Origin of the sequence: Pseudomonas salmasensis, assembly GCF_014268375.2 — a bacterium.
GTDB classification, from domain to species: Bacteria; Pseudomonadota; Gammaproteobacteria; order Pseudomonadales; family Pseudomonadaceae; genus Aquipseudomonas; species Aquipseudomonas salmasensis.
This window is the reverse complement of record NZ_CP077083.1, coordinates 2,304,596-2,322,403: the sequence shown is the minus strand read 5'-3', so window position 1 is coordinate 2,322,403 and position 17,808 is coordinate 2,304,596. Positions and strand designations below refer to the sequence as shown.

Sequence of the window (17,808 nt, the reverse complement as noted above, 5' to 3'; positions counted from 1 at the left end):
TTTTTTGATGTTTGGTTGCGGGAGCCGGATTTGAACCGACGACCTTCGGGTTATGAGCCCGACGAGCTACCAGACTGCTCCATCCCGCGTCTGTGGGCGGCATTCTACAGCCCAGCGGCGGGGTGTCAACCGTTAATGAGCCGATCGCTGAAATAAGCGCTAATTATTCAGAAATCAAGGTGTTGGGCGCATCGTGCTAGGGAAAACAGACGCGCACAAAAAAGGCCACTCTTTCGAGTAGCCTTTTTTGATGTTTGGTTGCGGGAGCCGGATTTGAACCGACGACCTTCGGGTTATGAGCCCGACGAGCTACCAGACTGCTCCATCCCGCGTCTGTGTGTCGGCATTCTACAGAGGAACGCGAGTGTGTCAACCCGTAAATCGAAGAAAAGCGCTTGCGCTTCAATCGGTTAGCGCTTGATGGGGCGCGTCTTGAGGGCTTGAAGCCAGGCAGGACAAGGCTTTCAGCTCTATTGGGATGTGATTTTCGATTGAGAAAATATATTCATCTACGGAATTTCCTACCGCTCAGGCGGAAGATTCAAACTACTGGTGCTATATACAGGGGTGAGTGCGATACTGGCCACCCGTTGGTTAACACCCCGTTTATATGACGCAGCGCAAAATCATCCACGTCGACTGTGATTGCTTCTACGCCGCCATCGAGATGCGCGACGACCCGAGCCTGGCGCAAAAGCCCTTGGCCGTCGGTGGCTCGGCAGATCGGCGCGGCGTGATCGCCACCTGCAATTACGAGGCGCGGGCGTATGGGGTGCGTTCGGCGATGTCGTCACGTCATGCCTTGAAGCTGTGCCCGGACTTGACCATCGTCAAGCCGCGCATGGATGCCTATAAAGAAGCATCGAAAGAAATCCAGCTGATCTTCCGCGACTACACCGACTTGATCGAGCCGTTGTCGCTGGATGAGGCCTACCTCGACGTATCCGACAGCCCGCATTTTGGCGGCAGCGCCACGCGTATTGCCCAGGACATTCGGCGCCGTGTTTCCAACCAGTTGCATATCACCGTGTCTGCCGGCGTAGCGCCCAACAAGTTTTTGGCCAAGATCGCCAGCGACTGGAAGAAGCCCAATGGGTTGTTTGTGATCACGCCGGATCAGGTCGAAGACTTTGTCTCGCAGTTGCGTGTCAGCAAGCTGCATGGCGTGGGCAAGGTCACCGCCGACAAGCTGGCGCGCCTGGGCATCGAAGACTGCCTGCAATTGCGCGACTGGAACAAACTGGCGCTGGTGCGCGAATTCGGCAGTTTCGGCGAACGCCTGTGGAGCCTGGCGCGTGGGATTGATGACCGCGTGGTGCAAAACGACAGTCGGCGGCAGTCCATCAGTGTGGAAAATACCTTCGACGTGGACCTGCCAGACCTTCCGAGTTGCCTGGCGAAACTGCCGGAACTGATGGAAACCCTGGCCGGGCGCATGGCGCGTATCGACAGCAGCTACCGGGCGGGCAAGCCGTTCGTCAAAGTTAAGTTTCATGACTTTACCCAGACGACGCTGGAGCAGGCCGGGGCAGGGCGGGATCTGGAGAGTTATGAGCAGTTGATGACCCAGGCGTTCAATCGCGGGGGCAAGCCGGTGCGGTTGCTGGGGATAGGCGTACGGTTGCTGGACCTGAGCGGCGGCAACGAACAGCTCGAGTTTTCCTGGTAAAAAACGGGTGCCCCCTGTAGGAGCGAGCTTGCTCGCGAAGAACGTCAACGATAACGCGTGTTTGCTGAATAAACGCGGTGCCTGTGAGTTTTTCGCGAGCAAGCTCGCTCCTACAAAAAAAGCCTGGGATCAGCGTGCGCCAGGATCGGCGACTAACCGCCCCGCATCCTTGGTCAGCGCCTGCACAAACTCCTGCTGCAACTCCGGATCATTGCGCGTTAGTTCAATCAGGCTCTGTTCAAGCTCGCTGGCTTCTTCTTCCAGCCCCAGCTCCGACAGGCGTTTGACCCGGTGCACCCACTGGTTCACCTCGTCATCTTCCAGGTCGTCATAGATCAGGGCATGGGCTTCGAGCAGCTTGCTGCGCAGCGTGTTGCTGACCGCCAGGGTCGAGTCGGTATGCACGTCGTCCTGGCCATCTTGCACAGTGATCTTCAAGGTGGTGACGCGGTTCAGATCCTGCTCGGCAAAGGGGCTGTCCAACAGGTTCAGGCGCAGGATGCCGTTGCGGTCGGTGGTCAGCTCATGGGTCTGCTTACCGGCGGTGACTTGTACCGGGCGCTCGCTCCAGGGCAGGCTCGAATACTCCAGGCGTTTGTCACGCTGGACTTCATCGATAGCCGCCAGGTTCTGTTGCGCACGGCCGTGGGATTGCACGTTCATGAACGGGTTGATGCCGTCCACGCCGTAGCTCAGCCAGTCACGGGTCACGCTCGTGGGCAGGTTGCCGAGGGCGAAGATATTCGCCACGTTGGCACCCACGCCCGCCACCAGCGCCACTGCACCCAAGGGCATCTCATAGAGTTTGCGCCAGGGCTGGTAGGGCGTGTAGCGATCGTAGCGACGGGTGACTTCGAATTCGTTGACCTCGAAGGTCTTCTGCTCATGAATGCGAACCCGGCGTTGCGGCAGCTCCAGCACTTTAGGCTCGCCTACATCGATCTGCAGGCTGTGGTCGAGCAACTTACGCTCGACCCGCTCCTCGTGCTCGCTGCGTTGCGACATCTGATTGGCGCAGCCGCTGACCAGCAGGGCGCCGCACAAGGCGGCGCCCCCCAGGGCTCTGGTGTTTCGCTTGAACATGACTTCTCTTGATCTGGTTTTCAGCGACGAATACGCGCCTGAAGGAAAGACAGCACGTCAGCCACCGGCAACGGTTGGGCTTCGGCTTCGGTCCGGCTCTTGTATTCCAGATTGCCATCTGCCAGGCCGCGGTCACTGACCACGATCCGGTGCGGGATGCCAATCAGTTCCATGTCGGCGAACTTGATGCCCGGGCTGGTTTTCTTGTCCCGGTCATCGAGCAGCACTTCAAAACCGGCAGCGGTGAGTTCCGCGTACAGCTTGTCGGTGGCTTCGCGTACTTGCTCGGTTTCATAGCGCAACGGCACCAGGGCCACCTGGAACGGCGCCAGGGCGTCACTCCAGATGATGCCTTTCTCGTCGTTGTTCTGCTCGATGGCAGCAGCCACCACGCGGGATACGCCGATGCCGTAGCAGCCCATGTCCAGGGTGATCGGCTTGCCGTTCTCACCCAGTACTTCGCACTTCATCGCCTTGCTGTACTTGTTGCCCAGCTGGAAGATGTGCCCGACTTCGATGCCGCGCTTGATCTCCAGGGTGCCCTTGCCATCCGGGCTCGGGTCGCCGGCCACGACGTTGCGCAGGTCGGCCACGGTCGGAACCGGCAGGTCACGCTCCCAGTTCACGCCGAAGTAGTGCTTGTCGTCGATGTTGGCGCCGATACCGAAGTCGCTCATCAGCTCCACCGAACGGTCGATGATGATCGGCAGCGGCAGGTTCAGTGGGCCCAGGGAGCCAGCACCGGCGCCAATGGCGTCGCGCAGTTCGGCATCGGTGGCCATGACCAGCGGGCTGGCCACGCCAGGTTGCTGGGCGGCCTTGATTTCGTTGAGCTCGTGGTCGCCACGGATCACCAGGGCGATCAGCTTGCCTTCTTCTTCGGCGCGCACGATCAGGGTCTTGATGGTCTTTTCAATCGGCAGATTGAATTTCTCCACCAGGGCCGCGATGGTCTTGGTGTCTGGCGTGTCGACCAGGCGCAGTTCCTCGGTGGGAGCAGGGCGCGAGGTTTCACGTGGTATGGCTTCGGCCTTCTCGATGTTCGCCGCGTAGTCGGAACCGTTGCTGAACACGATATCGTCTTCGCCGGACTCGGCCAGCACGTGGAATTCGTGGGAGCCGGCACCGCCGATGGAGCCGTTGTCCGCTTCAACCGGGCGGAACTTCAGGCCCAGGCGCGTGAACACGTTGCAGTAGGCCTGGTGCATGCGGTCGTAGGTCGCTTGCAGGGAAGCCTGGTCGGCGTGGAACGAATACGCGTCCTTCATGATGAATTCGCGGCCACGCATCAAGCCGAAGCGTGGGCGGATTTCATCACGGAACTTGGTCTGGATCTGATACAGGTTCAGCGGCAACTGCTTATAGCTGCTCAACTCGTTGCGCATCAGGTCGGTGATGACTTCTTCGTGGGTCGGGCCGGCGCAGAAATCGCGACCATGACGGTCTTTAAAGCGCAGCAACTCAGGGCCGTACTCTTCCCAGCGCCCGGATTCCTGCCACAACTCAGCCGGTTGGGTGCTCGGCATCAACACTTCCAGAGAGCCGGCAGCGTTCATTTCTTCACGAACGATGGCTTCGACCTTGCGCATCACCTTCAAGCCCATGGGCAACCAGGTGTACAGGCCCGAGGCCAGTTTGCGGATCATACCGGCGCGCAGCATCAGCTGATGGCTGATCACAACCGCGTCGGAAGGCGTTTCTTTCTGTGTGGCGAGCAAATATTGACTGGTACGCATGGTAGGCCGTTGTCGGTTGCTTGGACTTGAAATGACTTGGGATTGTACGGGCGCTTGTCGCCGGAGTACAGGCGTGACGTTGCGGGGGATCTGACTGTGGGGGTGGCTGGCCCTGATGCCTGTAGGAGCGAGCGTGCTCGCGAAAAACTCACAGGCGCCGCGTTCATACAGGAAGCCCGCTTTATCGTTGACGTTTTTCGCGAGCAAGCTCGCTCCTACAAGGGGTCCGTTTCTTCAGGGGGATTCAGCCGGGCCCGCCGGTTCTCCTGGAACCAGTGCAGCGCAATCAGCAGCAGCGTCGGCACACCCAGCAGGCAGGTGATCATAAAGAAGTTGTGGTAACCGAACTTCTCCACCATCACCCCTGAATAGCCGCCGATCAAGCGTGGCAGCAACAGCATGATCGAGCTGAGCAACGCATATTGGGTGGCAGAGAACTTGAGGTTGGTGAGGCTCGACAGGTAAGCCACGAACGCTGAAGTGGCCATGCCCGAACTGAAGTTGTCCAGGGAGATGGTGACGATCAGCATCTGCAGGTCGGGGCCCATGTCGGCGAGCATCACGAACAGCAGGTTGGTGCCGGCCGAGGCCACGCCGCCGATGAACAGGATCGGCAATATCCCGAACCGCACGATCAACAGCCCGCCCATGCCAGCGCCGAGCAGGGTCATGATCAGGCCGAAGATCTTGCTCACCCCGGCGATCTGGTCTTTGGTGAAACCCTGGTCGATATAAAACACGTTGGCCATGACGCCCATCACTGTGTCGGACATGCGATACGTCGCAATCAGCCCGAGCAGCAGCAGCGCCTGCCAGCGGTAGCGCAGGATAAAGTCGTTGACCGGCGTCAGCACCGGCGCCAGGCCCCGGCGGCCCATGGCCGAAAGGCACAGGGCAGTGAGCGTTATATAGAGGATGGCACGCAGGAAGGCGCGGTCTTCCATTAGCAGTTCCCACAGGCTCACGCCCTGAAACAGCACGCTGGCAAAGTCGGTGTTGTACAGCTGGGTGAACATCGCCGGCACCGAGACCAACAGCACGATCAAGACAAACACCGACACCAACTGGTGCATGAAACTGTAGCGCCCGGCCTGCAATTGGGTGCGCAGTGGCACATCAGGTTCACGCATGAGGAAGGTGGTGAGCAACGCCGGCACCATCAACACGCCGAACAGCACATAAGTGCCGGTCCAGGCCGAGTGTTTATAGTTGAAACCGGTGGAGCCGAAGCCTTCGGCAAAGAACAGCGCACCGGCCGTGGCCAGCAGGGCGGCGATGCGATAACCAGACATGTAGCTGGCCGCCAGGGCCGCCTGACGGCTGTCGTCGGCGATTTCCAGGCGGTAGGCATCCACGGCGATGTCTTGAGTGGCCGACGCGAAGGCGACGACCACCGCAATGGCGATCAACCAGGACAGGTGTTTTTGCGGGTCACAAAAACCCATGCCGATCAATCCGAGGATCACCAGCGATTGGGCCAGCACCAGCCACGAGCGACGGCGCCCCAGTTTGCCCAGCAACGGCAGGCGCCATTGGTCGAGCAGCGGCGACCAGACCCATTTAAAGGCGTAGGCCAGACCGATCAGGCTCGCATAGCCAATGGTCTCGCGGGCCACACCGGCTTCACGCAGCCACACTGAAAGCGTCGAAAACACCAACATGTAAGGCATGCCGGCGGCGAAACCGAGCAACAACAGCACTAACGTCGAAGGGCTGGCATAGGCGGCGAGCGCGGCGCGCCAGGTTTTACGGGGCATGGGCTGGAGTCTGCCTCAGATTTGCGGAAACAAAGCGCGCACTCTAACCGCTGTGCTCTACCGGGCGCCAGCCATGACGCTGAATATCAACACGATTGTTCAGGATAGTGACGCCTTCGCTACGTAAACGCGCACGTTGTTCGTCACCCGAGGCACTGCCCACCGGCAGACTTATCCGACCACCGGCACCCAGCACACGATGCCAGGGCAAACGCGTGTCCTGCGGCAACTGGCTCAGGGTGCGCCCGACCCAACGGGCAGCACGGCCCAAACCTGCCAGGTGCGCCAGCTCGCCGTAACTCACCACGCAGCCTTCGGGCACCTGCGACAGCGTCAGGTACAGGGCTGTGCGGCGCATCTCGGCGGGGCTTTGTGGTGTATCGGCAGGTGGGATCACTGTGGGCATGTCCGTTGAGATCGTCGTGGTTTTGTCAGAAACGTCTGTAAACATGGTGATGAGTATTGAACTCAATATAAATCCTTGAGTCAGTTCTAGCCATGTAACACTATAACGCCCCTTTTTTGCCTACCCTGAGCCCCGTACTTGCTTATGTTGTCCAGAACCCTGTTGTGCCTTGCTGTTTTCAGTGCTTCCACGCCCTTGCTCGCCGATACCGTCTGGTTGAAAAACGGTGACCGGCTCACCGGCAAGATCAAAGTCTTCGACGGTGGCAAGTTGCTGATCCAAACCTCCTACGCAGGCTCCATCCCGGTGGACTGGAAGCAGGTCAAAACCCTGGAAAGCGACCAGGAACTGCTGGTCAAGCAGGACGCCTACACCGGTGAAAAGGCCAAATCCTTGCAGGCAGCCGATGACGGCAAGGTGGTGCTGGCCAATGGCGAGGCGCCCAAGACGGTGGAACTGGCAAGTATCCAACAGATCATGAAGCCCAAGCCCGTGATCGAAGACCTGGTGTGGAAGGGTAACGTCGACCTGGCGCTGGACTACAAGCGCGCCGACAAAGACACCAACGACTACGACATCGACTTCAAGACCTCGGCCCGTCACGGCCAGTGGCGTCATACGGGCAAGGGCGAGTACAACCGCGAGTTCCAGGACGACGTCACCACCACCGACAACTGGGCCCTGGAATACGACCTGGACCGCTTCATTACAGAACACTGGTTCTGGCAGGGTCGCCTGACCTACAAGCGCGACAAGGTCGAAGACCTGGCGCGTCAGCGCACCGTGGGTACCGGCCCGGGCTACCAGTTCTGGGACGATGAGTTGGGCGCGTTCTCCCTCGGCTCGCTGGTCAACCGCACCGATTACGAATATGCCGACGGCGGCAAGGACAACTTCTATTCCCTGGCCATGAAGTGGAACTACAACCGCTACCTGGTGGGCAAGACCGTGGAGTTCTTCACCAACGGCGAATTGGGCAAGCCTCTGGACGGCCCGGCCGATTATTCCCTGGATGCCGAGATGGGCCTGCGCTACAAAGTCACCGAATGGGCATCGCTCAACCTCAAGGCCGAGCGTGACGTCATCAGCGGCGACTCCGACAGCAGCTTGAGCAAGACCCGCTACACCGCAGGCTTTGGCGTGGCCTGGTAAACCGGCGTCGGCCCCTCTGGCAACCTGCGCAGATATTGATTACCTTGTGTTGAGATCCATTCCCATATGCCATGGGTCGCGGAACATCCGAGGAATCCTATATTGAGCACGCAGGTTGCCAAGAACGCCCGAGAGCTGTTGCTCAAGGAATACCGTGGGGCGCTCGCCACACAGTCCAAAGCCATGCCCGGCTTTCCCTTCGGCTCGGTGGTGCCCTACTGCCTGGACGAGCAGGGCCGCCCGCTGATCCTGATCAGCCGCATTGCCCAGCACACCCATAATCTGCAAAAAGACCCCAAGTGTTCGTTGCTGGTGGGGGAGCGCGAGGCCGATGATGTGCAAGCCGTCGGGCGCCTGACCTACCTGGCCGAAGCCGAGAAGCTGGAAGATGCCGCCGCCATCGAAGCCGCTGCCGAGCGCTACTACCGCTACTTCCCTGATTCGGCCAACTACCACAAGGCCCATGATTTCGATTTCTGGGTACTCAAGCCAGTGCGCCACCGTTATATCGGTGGGTTCGGCGCGATCCATTGGGTCGACCAGTTGACCTTGGCCAACCCGTTTGCGGGCAAGGCCGAGCGCAGCATGATCGAGCACATGAACAGCGATCACACCAAGGCTATTGCCCATTACGTCGAGCTGGGCGGCTTGCCCACCACCGAGCCTGCGCAACTGGCCGGTATCGACAGCGAAGGCATGCATCTGCGTATTGGTCAGGCGTTACATTGGCTAGGGTTTGCCGAGCCCTGCAACACGCCGACACAAGTGCGCGAAGCCCTGGTTTCATTGGCGCATGCCGAGGTCTGGCCGAAAAAAACCGCGGTTACTGCTTGAATTCACGCAATGGCGACGTCATCTAAGGTGAACTGGCAAGGCATTCTTGCGTTGAGGAACCATTTGATGCGCCCTTTTTTATTGCTCTTTCTGCTGTTTCCGGTGTTGGAGCTGTTCGTATTCGTTAAAGTCAGCGGTGCGATCGGTTTCTTCCCGGCGCTGCTGCTGATTATCGTAGGCTCCATGCTTGGCGTGCTGGTGCTGCGTGTCGCCGGCCTGGCGACTGCGCTGCGTGCCCGTGAAAGCCTGAACCGCGGCGAACTGCCGGCCCAGACCATGCTTGAGGGCCTGATGATGGCCCTGGCCGGTGGCCTGCTGATCCTGCCAGGCTTTATCAGCGATGTGCTCGGCCTGGTGCTGTTGCTGCCGTTCACCCGCAAGCTGCTGGCCGGCAAGATGCGCCAGCGTGCCGAAGAGGCCGCGATGCGCCAGCGTGCGTTCGCCGACGACCTGCAACCCCGTGGCGGCCCGGCTCCGCGCCAACCCCTGGGGCGTGAAGGTGATGTGATCGAAGGCGAGTTCGAACACCGCGACAACAAATAACCGCTTCACTGGCACGGCACCTTCGGGTGCCGTGTTGCATTTAACCTTGCGCAGACACAAAAAATTTCATCCCCGGCCCCTTGTAATAAGCCTGGGCGCCCTTATGTAACGGTCACCGCAAGGTTTCTGGTGGTGACATCAGACAGACTTCCGCGTCTCGCCCAGCGAGCCGCGACCGGCACCGCCGGAATTTAACCCGCCGGAATTGATACCGGCCGATGAAAAACACAATTAGGAGAGATCGACAATGAAGCTTCGTCCTCTGCACGACCGCGTCGTAATCCGTCGCAGCGAAGAAGAAAAGAAAACCGCTGGCGGGATCGTTCTGCCAGGTTCGGCTGCTGAAAAAGCCAACCACGGTGTCATCGTCGCTGCTGGCCCAGGCAAAACCCTGGAGAACGGTGATGTACGCGCACTGGCCGTGAAAGTGGGTGACAAGGTTGTTTTCGGCCCTTACTCCGGCAGCAACACTGTGAAAGTAGACGGCGAAGACCTGCTGGTAATGGCTGAGAACGAGATTCTCGCCGTTCTGGAAGACTGATTTCCTCGCTCATTTTCCCGTTACTACAAAGTATTTAAGGAATATCGATCATGGCTGCTAAAGAAGTTAAATTCGGCGACTCCGCCCGCAAGAAAATGCTCACTGGCGTCAACGTACTGGCTGACGCAGTAAAAGCAACCTTGGGCCCGAAAGGCCGTAACGTGATCATCGAGAAGAGCTTCGGCGCTCCGACCATCACCAAGGACGGCGTTTCCGTCGCCAAAGAAATCGAACTGGAAGACCGTTTCGAAAACATGGGCGCGCAGCTGGTCAAAGACGTTGCCTCCCGTGCCAACGATGACGCAGGTGACGGTACTACCACCGCGACCGTACTGGCTCAGTCGATCGTCAATGAAGGCCTGAAGTCCGTTGCTGCCGGCATGAACCCGATGGACCTCAAGCGCGGCATCGACAAGGCGACCATCGCCATCGTCAAAGAGCTGAAGAACCTGTCCAAGCCATGCGCCGACACCAAGGCCATCGCTCAGGTAGGTACCATCTCTGCCAACTCCGACAGCTCCATCGGCGACATCATTGCCGAAGCCATGGAAAAAGTCGGTAAAGAAGGCGTGATCACCGTTGAAGAAGGCTCGGGCCTGGAAAACGAACTGTCGGTTGTAGAAGGCATGCAGTTCGACCGTGGCTACCTGTCCCCGTACTTCGTCAACAAGCCGGACACCATGGTTGCCGAGCTGGACAGCCCGCTGATCCTGCTGGTCGACAAAAAGATCTCCAACATCCGCGAAATGCTGCCAGTGCTGGAAGCCGTTGCCAAAGCCGGTCGCCCACTGCTGATCGTGGCTGAAGACGTTGAAGGCGAAGCCCTGGCGACTCTGGTTGTTAACAACATGCGTGGCATCGTCAAGGTTGCAGCCGTCAAGGCTCCAGGCTTCGGCGACCGTCGCAAGGCCATGCTGCAGGACATCGCCGTTCTGACCGGCGGTACCGTTATCTCCGAAGAGATCGGCCTGAGCCTGGAAAGCGCCACCCTGGAAAACCTGGGTAGCGCCAAGCGCGTGACCCTGTCCAAGGAAGCCACCATCATCGTTGACGGTGCTGGCGTTGAAGGCGACATCGAGTCCCGTATCGCTCAGATCCGTGCCCAGGTTGCCGAGACTTCCTCGGACTACGACCGTGAAAAACTGCAAGAGCGTCTGGCCAAGCTGTCTGGCGGCGTTGCAGTGATCAAGGTTGGCGCTGGCTCCGAAGTTGAAATGAAAGAGAAGAAGGCCCGCGTTGAAGACGCCCTGCACGCAACCCGTGCAGCCGTTGAAGAAGGCGTGGTACCTGGCGGTGGCGTTGCGCTGATCCGTGCTCTGGAAGCCCTGACTGGCCTGACCGGCGACAACGCTGACCAGAACGTCGGTATCGCTGTACTGCGTCGTGCTGTTGAAGCACCTCTGCGCCAGATCGCTTCCAACAGCGGCGACGAGCCAAGTGTTGTGGTCAACGAAGTGAAGAACGGCAAAGGTAACTACGGTTACAACGCTGCTACCAGCGAATACGGCGACATGGTCGAAATGGGCATCCTGGATCCAACCAAGGTGACTCGTTCGGCTCTGCAGGCAGCCGCTTCGATCGCTGGTCTGTTGCTGACCACCGAAGTTGCGATTGCCGACAAGCCTAAGGCTGAAGGCGCTGGCGGCGGTATGCCAGACATGGGCGGCATGGGTGGCATGGGCGGCATGATGTAAGCCAGCCTTACCCGGCGCTATAAAAAGCCCCGCCTGCAGTGATGCAGGCGGGGCTTTTTTATGCATGGCTGTATGCTGGAGCTGTGGCGAGGGAGCTTGCTCTCGTGACTACGGATATCTACCTGACGCCCCTCGGTCCCAATGTGGGAGCGGGCTTGCTCGCGAAGGCGGCCTGGCAGGCGACACAGTTGGATTGGGTACATATCCATTGCTGCGGTAACGGCTACTTAGGGTTCCGCCCCAACGGCGGCTCACTTTTGAACAGCGCAAAAGTAAGCAAAACGCTCTTGCCCCACCACTCGGCACCTCGCTTGGGCTCGGTGTGCCCGTAATCCGCCAGTGATTTGGGGGGCCGCCGCCACGCGCCATCCATGGCGCGGGGCGGCTAAACCGGCATCCCTGCCGGTTTACCCCCCAAATCCCTGTCGAATTCCGGCCAGCGTGGTTTAACGGGGCGCCTAAGATCAAAAGCCAGATCAAGATCAAGAGCGACTCGCTTCGCATCGTGGTTACCGTTGGCTTTCGCAGGCAGCCCTAATGGCTTTTTTGTAGGAGCGAGCTTGCTCGCGAAAAACTCAAAGGCGCCGCGTTCATTCAGCAAGCACGCGTTATCGTTGAAGTTTTTCGCGAGCAAGCTCGCTCCTACAGAAGGCTATGACCGTTGCCGTGCAGGCCGGTACAGCAACAAGCAGTACAGCCCCAGGCAAATCAACCAGCAAAAGATCGCTGTCCACACATTGTGGGAAAAAAAGTGCGCCCCTTGCAGCATACGGCTGACGGAAAACACGCTGCCCAGGCTGACAGCAAAGATGAACGCGTAACGCGCCAGCCGTGGCCGTCGATCCCGCAGGGCGAAGAACCAGGCGAACAAGGCGAACCCTGTGGCGGCATGCCCGCCGGGCCAGCAGCGGCCGGGTTTATCGGTAGGCGGGCGCGGGCTGAGCAGTTCGCTGTAGGTTTCCTGGCCGCCGAATTCCTTGAGGCTCCAGGGGCATTGCACGGCGGTGATGGTTTTCAATGGCGACACGAACGCCGTCGCCATTCCCAACGACAGCACCAGGCACACCAGTTCACGGCGGTACGGTTTGAGCCGCTGCAGGATAAAGCTGCCGACCAGCCCCAGAATTGCCAGCACCGAAAACAGGATCACTAGTTGCTTGGCACGGTCATGCAGGATGTCTTCAAGGAAGAAGCTATAGCGGCCAATGAAGCCGCCAGCCTCTGCGCTGTAGAAATGCCTGGCCAGGTTCATGTCCAGTGACGTCAGCTCCAGCAACAGCAAGGCCACCGCAGCGCTGGCAGGCAGGCCCAGGCACAGCCAAAAATCAAGCGGTTTGGAAACCGGTAAAGAGGAGGGGGATTTCATCTCGAACCTTGGTAAAAAAGCCCCGTGCTTACCTGCGCGGGGCTTTTTGATTAGCGTTTGCTTAAGACGGGAGCCTGTTCCTTGAGTGCTTTCCAGCTCAGCAGTTGCTGTTTGTAGTCGTAACTGGCGGCCTGGTAGTAGGTGATTGCCCGTTGGATCAAGGGGTCATCACTACCGACGCGCAGCTCCTGGCTCTCGCCCAGGGCCTGGTCGTGGCGACGCAAGCCTTGGCGCGGGCTGAGGATTGCCAGGTCCTTGCCATCAAACAGGCCCAGGTGCTGGTAATTGCCCACCACCACCCGTGCAGGCAGTGGGTTGTCTTGCAGCAGGTTGCGGCCAAAGAATGTCGATTCGTAGCTCAGGTTGAGCAGGCCCAGCAAGGTCGGCGCCAGGTCGATCTGGCTGGCCAGTTGGGCGGATCCCCGTGCGTCGATCAGCTTAGGCGCGTAGATAAACAGCGGGATCTGGTAGTTGGTGATCGGCAGGTCTTCCTTGCCGGCGCTGCCAGCCGTGTGGTCGGCGACGAACACGAAGATCGTGTTATCGAACCACGGCTTCTGGCGTGCAGCTTCGAGGAACTGGCCGATGGCGTAGTCAGTGTATTTCACCGCGCCGTCGCGGCCCTTGCCGGACTTGATGTCGATACGCCCGTCCGGGTAGGTATAAGGGCGATGGTTGGAGGTGGTCATCAATTGCAGCAAGAACGGCTGTTGCTTGGCGTAGTCGGCGTCGGCCAGTTTCAAGGTCTGTTTGAACAGGTCTTCGTCGGCCATGCCCCAGGCGTTTTTGAATGAGATTTCTGCTTCGGGCACGCTGCTCTGGTCCACCACCCGATAACCGTTGCCGCTGAAGAACGCGTTCATATTGTCGAAGTAACCGCGCCCGCCGTAGACAAATACGCTGTCATAACCGATGGCCGAGAGCTGTTGCCCCAGGCTGGCGAACCCGCTTTCGCGGCCGATGCGCTTGACGATCGAACGCCCCGGCGTCGGCGGGATTGCCAGGGTAATAGCCTCCAGGCCACGGTCGGTGCGCGTACCGGTGGCATAGAAGTTATTGAAGTACAGGCTCTGTTGGCGCAACGCATCCAGATTGGGCGTGAGGTTGCGCGCATCGCCATTGCTGCCCATGTACTTGGCGCTGAAACTCTCGATGGTCACCAGTACGATGTTGGGCTTGCGCAGTGTGCCGGGGTTGGTGATGGCACGGCGAATATCCAGCGGGTCCGGGTCGATAAAGCGGGCGTTGGGCTCACTCAGTTCGGCGCGCAACTGCTTGGCGACGACGTCGGTCGGCAGGCTTTTGTAGAACTGGGTGTAGTCCAATTCGTTGTTACGGAAGGCGGCGAAGAACTGATAGGGGCCGTTGCTGGCCAATTCGTTGTTGTACGCGTTACCGCCTTGGGTGCGCGGGCTGTCCTGGCTGACCAGTTGCAGGCTGAGGCCGGCGAGCACCAGCAGGCTCAGGGCGTTGACCAAACGGCCACGCAGCGCAGGCAAGGGCGCTGCCATCGCGGCATTGAAGGGCTTGCGCAGAGCCACGCTCAGAATCAGTGCAAGCATCGCCAGCAGGCTCAGCAGCTTGCCGATCGGGTAAGACTCCAGCAGGTTGTTCAGCACCTCATCGGAATACACCAGGTAATCGACGGCGATAAAGTTGAAGCGCACGCCAAACTCATCCCAAAACAACCATTCGGCCACCGAGGTAAACAGCATGGCGAACAGGCTGACGGTCAGCACCGCTTGCAGGAACCAGCGATGGCCACGGCGACGCCACAGGGCTGGTGGGCAGAGCAGCAGATACAGGCCCAGCGGCAAGGCGGCATAGGCGAGGAAGGCCAGGTCGTAGAGCGCACCCACGCCAAACACCGGCAGCAGGTTGCCACCGACTTCATCCAGGTGAGTAATGAGCAGCACACTGCGGGTAAGCAGGAAAACCAGTAACCAGGTACCGGTAATCAGCAGCAAGTAGCGCATTGGTGCAGTTTTGATAAACCCCATGTCTATGTTCCTTAGATCAATGGGGGGCGATCTTCTTCCTGAGGCTGTAGTCAGTGTGTGAAGCTATAGTGAAAAACTTGTTTGGCTCTACGCGCAGTTGAAAACCTTTATCAGCGGGGCTCGGCGCTCTATCCCTGAGCCCCGCTTGGCCTTAAGCTGCGCGAGCCAACACGGCCGTTACCGCGTACGGAGACACTGCCCATGCGAATTCTATTGGTTGAAGACAACCGCGATATCCTCGCCAACCTGGCCGATTACCTAGGGCTCAAAGGCTACACAGTGGACTGTGCGCAGGACGGCTTGTCGGGCCTGCACCTGGCGGCCACCGAGCATTACGACCTGATCGTGCTCGATATCATGCTGCCCGGCATCGATGGTTACACCTTGTGCAAACGCCTGCGTGAAGACGCACGCCGCGACACACCGGTGATCATGCTCACCGCTCGTGACCAATTGGATGACCGGCTGCAGGGCTTCAAGTCCGGCGCCGATGATTACCTGCTCAAACCCTTCGCCTTGTCGGAACTGGCCGCCCGTATCGAAGCGGTGTTGCGCCGTGCCCAGGGCGGCGGTCGTCGTGCCCTGCAAGTGGGTGACCTGAACTACGACCTCGATACGCTGGAAGTCACCCGCGAAGGGCGCCTGCTCAAGCTCAACCCGGTGGGCCTGAAACTGCTCGCCGTGCTGATGCAGAAAAGCCCGCATGTTTTGCGCCGTGAAGTTCTTGAAGAAGCCCTGTGGGGCGACGACTGCCCGGACAGCGACAGCCTGCGCAGCCACGTTCATCAACTGCGCCAAGTGATCGACAAGCCCTTCGCCAAACCGCTACTGCAAACGGTGCACGGTGTGGGTTATCGCCTGGCCGAGGGTCGTGATGGAGTTTAAGCAAAGCCTTGCCCAGCGGATCATCATCGCCTTCGCCTTGATGAGTGCGTTGGTAGCGGGGGCCTTCGCTGTGGGCATCATTGCGACGGTGCACCTGGTGGAAGAGAAGTTGATCTCGGCGGGCCTGGGCGGTGACCTGCAACGCCTGTTGTTGATGGACAGCGTCGAAGACTGGAGCCATCGGCCGGAGCCGGACCAGCTGTTTTATTTCAGCGGCGGGCGTGGCGATTTTGAACTGCCCAAGGATCTGCGCCATCTGGACCCAGGGTTTCATGAGGTGTTTCGCGAGGCGCTGTCGTACCACGCCATGGTTGAAGTGGTCGATGGTCGGCGTTATGTGTTGCTGCAAGACCAAAGCGATTTCGAAGAACGTGAGCGCGTGTTGTTTGCGGTGGTGCTGGTGGGCTTCGTGCTCAGCCTGGCGCTGGCGGCGTTCCTCGGCTGGGTGCTGGCCCGCAAGGTGATGGCGCCGGTGGTACGCCTGGCTCGCCAGGTCCGTCATCGTGACCAACTGTTAGGCCTGGCTCCGCCCCTGGCGCCGGATTACGCCGCCGATGAAGTGGGCGAACTGGCGGTGGCGTTCGACGCCACCCTCGGCCGTTTGCGCCAGGCGTTGTCACGCGAGCAGCTGTTTACCAGCGATGTGAGCCATGAGTTGCGCACGCCCTTGATGGTCCTGGCCAGTTCCTGCGAACTGCTGCGCGAAAACCCGGCCATCGATCAACGTGGTCGCAACCAGGTCGAGCGCATTGCCCGTGCCTGTGAAGAAATGCGCGAACTGGTGCAGACCTTCCTGATGCTGGCCCGCGCCAAACACGACGACGCTGCCAGTTCGCCGCAGGGCAACCTCACCCAGGTGGCCGAAGACCTGCTCGGTATCTGGCGCGAGCCCATCGAGAAAAAAGGCCTGGCGTTGATCTACCTGCCAGGCAACCCCCTGGACACCCGCTACAACACCACCTTCTTGCATGCGGTGATGGGTAACCTGCTGCGCAATGCCCTGCATTACACCGAACACGGGTTTATCCGCCTGACGCTGGAGCCCAGTGGCTTCGTGGTGGAGGACTCCGGTGTCGGCATCCCCGAAGAGAAGCGCGAAGCGATGTTCGAGCCGTTCGTGCGCGGTAGCGAGAAGCGTGGCGAGGGCCTTGGCCTCGGCCTGTCGCTGGTGCAACGGATCTGCGAAAGCCAGGGCTGGAGCGTAAGCCTGAGCACCATGGAGCCCAATGGCTGCCGTTTTCATGTGGAGCTCAACCCAGTCAAAACCTGACCCTTCAGTCTGTCGTTTTGCTGATGCAGACTGCCTGCTTTTCGGCGAAGATGGCCCGGTGCTACTGAATGTTTCTGTAAAGTCTTGAAATGTATGCAGTTGGACAGGACAAGATTTTCACAACCAGTTGACCTGTTGATCACAGTTCGCTGCTTAAGGTCGTAGGCATCAGTTACTGGAGACGTAAGATGCCTTCCCCGATCAAGCTGGAATTTTCTGACAAGTACGACGATCAACACGCGCAGAAATATTTGCTCAAGCATCAGGACAATCTGGCTCGCCGGTTGTCCCACAAACGCGACGAGCAGTTGGCGCGCGGTGCACTGGCCATGGCCGGTGAGCCGGGCCTGGTGTTGGACCTGCCGTGTGGCGCTGGACGCTTCTGGCCGTTACTGGCCGAAAAACCCAACCGTGTGATTATCGGAGCTGACAATTCGGCGTCGATGTTGAAGATCGCCACTGCGGCCCAACCGGCAGAGGTGGTGAAACGGGTACGCCCTTTGCAGACGTCTGCCTTTGATATCGATTTGCCAGATAATTCCGTCGACAGTATTTTCTGCATGCGCTTGATGCACCACATTGGTGAGCCGGAGCACAGGCTGACAATACTGCGCGAGTTTCAACGTGTTACCCGCGACAGCGTGATTCTTTCGCTGTGGGTAGACGGCAATTTCAAGGCCTGGAAGCGCAAGCGCAGCGAAGTGCGTCGTCGCAAAAAAGGTGAGCAGGAAGGTTACCAAAACCGGTTTGTGTTACCGGCTGCTACTGTCGAGGCAGAGTTCGAGCAGGCCGGTTTCCGTGTTCAGGAATCCCTGGACTTCATACCGCTTTACGCCATGTGGCGAGTGTATGTATTGCGTAAGAGGTAACAG

16 protein-coding genes and 2 tRNA genes are annotated in these 17,808 nt (G+C 59.3%); 9 read left to right on the top strand and 9 right to left on the bottom strand.

The features are described 5' to 3' along the window. Positions 1-12: 12 nt before the first annotated feature. Positions 13-89: transfer RNA gene (locus HU731_RS10200), tRNA-Met, on the bottom strand. A 166-nt stretch (positions 90-255) separates the two neighbouring features. Beyond that, a tRNA-Met gene (locus tag HU731_RS10195) sits at positions 256-332 on the bottom strand. Between the two features lie 278 nt (positions 333-610). On the opposite strand from HU731_RS10195, the gene dinB reads away from it, so the two are divergent. Then, positions 611-1,669 (top strand): DNA polymerase IV, encoded by a 1,059-nt coding sequence (dinB, locus tag HU731_RS10190; RefSeq protein ID WP_098950470.1) that lies wholly within the window; start codon positions 611-613, stop codon positions 1,667-1,669. Positions 1,670-1,798: 129 nt separating this feature from the next. Here dinB and HU731_RS10185 read toward each other — a convergent pair whose 3' ends face one another. From HU731_RS10185 to HU731_RS10170, 4 genes are all read right to left on the bottom strand, one after another. Next, positions 1,799-2,752: a hypothetical protein gene (locus tag HU731_RS10185; RefSeq protein WP_186609216.1), complete on the bottom strand. Its 954-nt coding sequence runs from the start codon at positions 2,750-2,752 to the stop codon at positions 1,799-1,801. A 20-nt stretch (positions 2,753-2,772) separates the two neighbouring features. Continuing rightward, positions 2,773-4,488 carry a proline--tRNA ligase gene (locus HU731_RS10180; protein ID WP_034128629.1) on the bottom strand — a complete coding sequence of 572 codons (1,716 nt, stop codon included), beginning with the start codon at positions 4,486-4,488 and terminating at the stop codon, positions 2,773-2,775. 215 nt (positions 4,489-4,703) lie between these two features. Then, positions 4,704-6,245 carry an AmpG family muropeptide MFS transporter gene (locus HU731_RS10175; RefSeq protein ID WP_186609218.1) on the bottom strand — a complete coding sequence of 514 codons (1,542 nt, stop codon included), beginning with the start codon at positions 6,243-6,245 and terminating at the stop codon, positions 4,704-4,706. 43 nt (positions 6,246-6,288) lie between these two features. Continuing rightward, positions 6,289-6,651 carry an MGMT family protein gene (locus tag HU731_RS10170; RefSeq protein ID WP_186609220.1) on the bottom strand — a complete coding sequence of 121 codons (363 nt, stop codon included), beginning with the start codon at positions 6,649-6,651 and terminating at the stop codon, positions 6,289-6,291. A 144-nt stretch (positions 6,652-6,795) separates the two neighbouring features. On the opposite strand from HU731_RS10170, the gene HU731_RS10165 reads away from it, so the two are divergent. The 5 genes from HU731_RS10165 (at position 6,796) to groL (ending at position 11,415) form a co-directional block, all read left to right on the top strand. Next, positions 6,796-7,803 carry a DUF481 domain-containing protein gene (locus HU731_RS10165; protein ID WP_044270899.1) on the top strand — a complete coding sequence of 336 codons (1,008 nt, stop codon included), beginning with the start codon at positions 6,796-6,798 and terminating at the stop codon, positions 7,801-7,803. Between the two features lie 102 nt (positions 7,804-7,905). Further along, entirely contained in the window at positions 7,906-8,637 is a 732-nt protein-coding gene (locus tag HU731_RS10160; protein ID WP_186609222.1) for a HugZ family pyridoxamine 5'-phosphate oxidase, read from the top strand. A gap of 66 nt (positions 8,638-8,703) precedes the next feature. Further along, positions 8,704-9,180, top strand: coding sequence for an FxsA family protein (locus HU731_RS10155; RefSeq protein WP_034128625.1), 477 nt, complete (start codon positions 8,704-8,706; stop codon positions 9,178-9,180). Positions 9,181-9,427: 247 nt separating this feature from the next. Further along, positions 9,428-9,721, top strand: a complete 294-nt coding sequence (locus tag HU731_RS10150; protein ID WP_003193940.1) for a co-chaperone GroES — start codon at positions 9,428-9,430, stop codon at positions 9,719-9,721. A 50-nt stretch (positions 9,722-9,771) separates the two neighbouring features. Then, positions 9,772-11,415, top strand: coding sequence for a chaperonin GroEL (groL, locus tag HU731_RS10145; RefSeq protein WP_032895444.1), 1,644 nt, complete (start codon positions 9,772-9,774; stop codon positions 11,413-11,415). A gap of 385 nt (positions 11,416-11,800) precedes the next feature. On the opposite strand, the gene HU731_RS10140 is transcribed toward groL, so the two are convergent. From HU731_RS10140 to HU731_RS10130, 3 genes are read right to left on the bottom strand one after another with little or no spacing between them, the layout of a single operon-like run. Further along, positions 11,801-12,049: a hypothetical protein gene (locus HU731_RS10140; protein ID WP_186609247.1), complete on the bottom strand. Its 249-nt coding sequence runs from the start codon at positions 12,047-12,049 to the stop codon at positions 11,801-11,803. 18 nt (positions 12,050-12,067) lie between these two features. Continuing rightward, on the bottom strand, positions 12,068-12,781 hold the full coding sequence (locus HU731_RS10135) for a phosphatase PAP2 family protein (protein ID WP_186609224.1): 714 nt from the start codon (positions 12,779-12,781) through the stop codon (positions 12,068-12,070). Between the two features lie 50 nt (positions 12,782-12,831). Then, the gene (locus HU731_RS10130) at positions 12,832-14,781 is read right to left on the bottom strand and encodes an LTA synthase family protein (protein WP_186609226.1); all 1,950 of its coding nucleotides are present in this window, start codon (positions 14,779-14,781) and stop codon (positions 12,832-12,834) included. 201 nt (positions 14,782-14,982) lie between these two features. Here HU731_RS10130 and colR point away from each other — a divergent pair, with 201 nt between their 5' ends. The 3 genes from colR (at position 14,983) to HU731_RS10115 (ending at position 17,805) form a co-directional block, all read left to right on the top strand. Further along, positions 14,983-15,666 (top strand): two-component system response regulator ColR, encoded by a 684-nt coding sequence (gene colR / locus HU731_RS10125; RefSeq protein ID WP_003193936.1) that lies wholly within the window; start codon positions 14,983-14,985, stop codon positions 15,664-15,666. Next, positions 15,656-16,936 (top strand): sensor histidine kinase, encoded by a 1,281-nt coding sequence (locus tag HU731_RS10120; protein ID WP_003193935.1) that lies wholly within the window; start codon positions 15,656-15,658, stop codon positions 16,934-16,936. The genes colR and HU731_RS10120 overlap by 11 nt, the downstream gene beginning before the upstream one ends. 188 nt (positions 16,937-17,124) lie before the next feature. Continuing rightward, positions 17,125-17,805 carry a class I SAM-dependent methyltransferase gene (locus HU731_RS10115; RefSeq protein ID WP_186609228.1) on the top strand — a complete coding sequence of 227 codons (681 nt, stop codon included), beginning with the start codon at positions 17,125-17,127 and terminating at the stop codon, positions 17,803-17,805. Positions 17,806-17,808 lie beyond the last annotated feature (3 nt).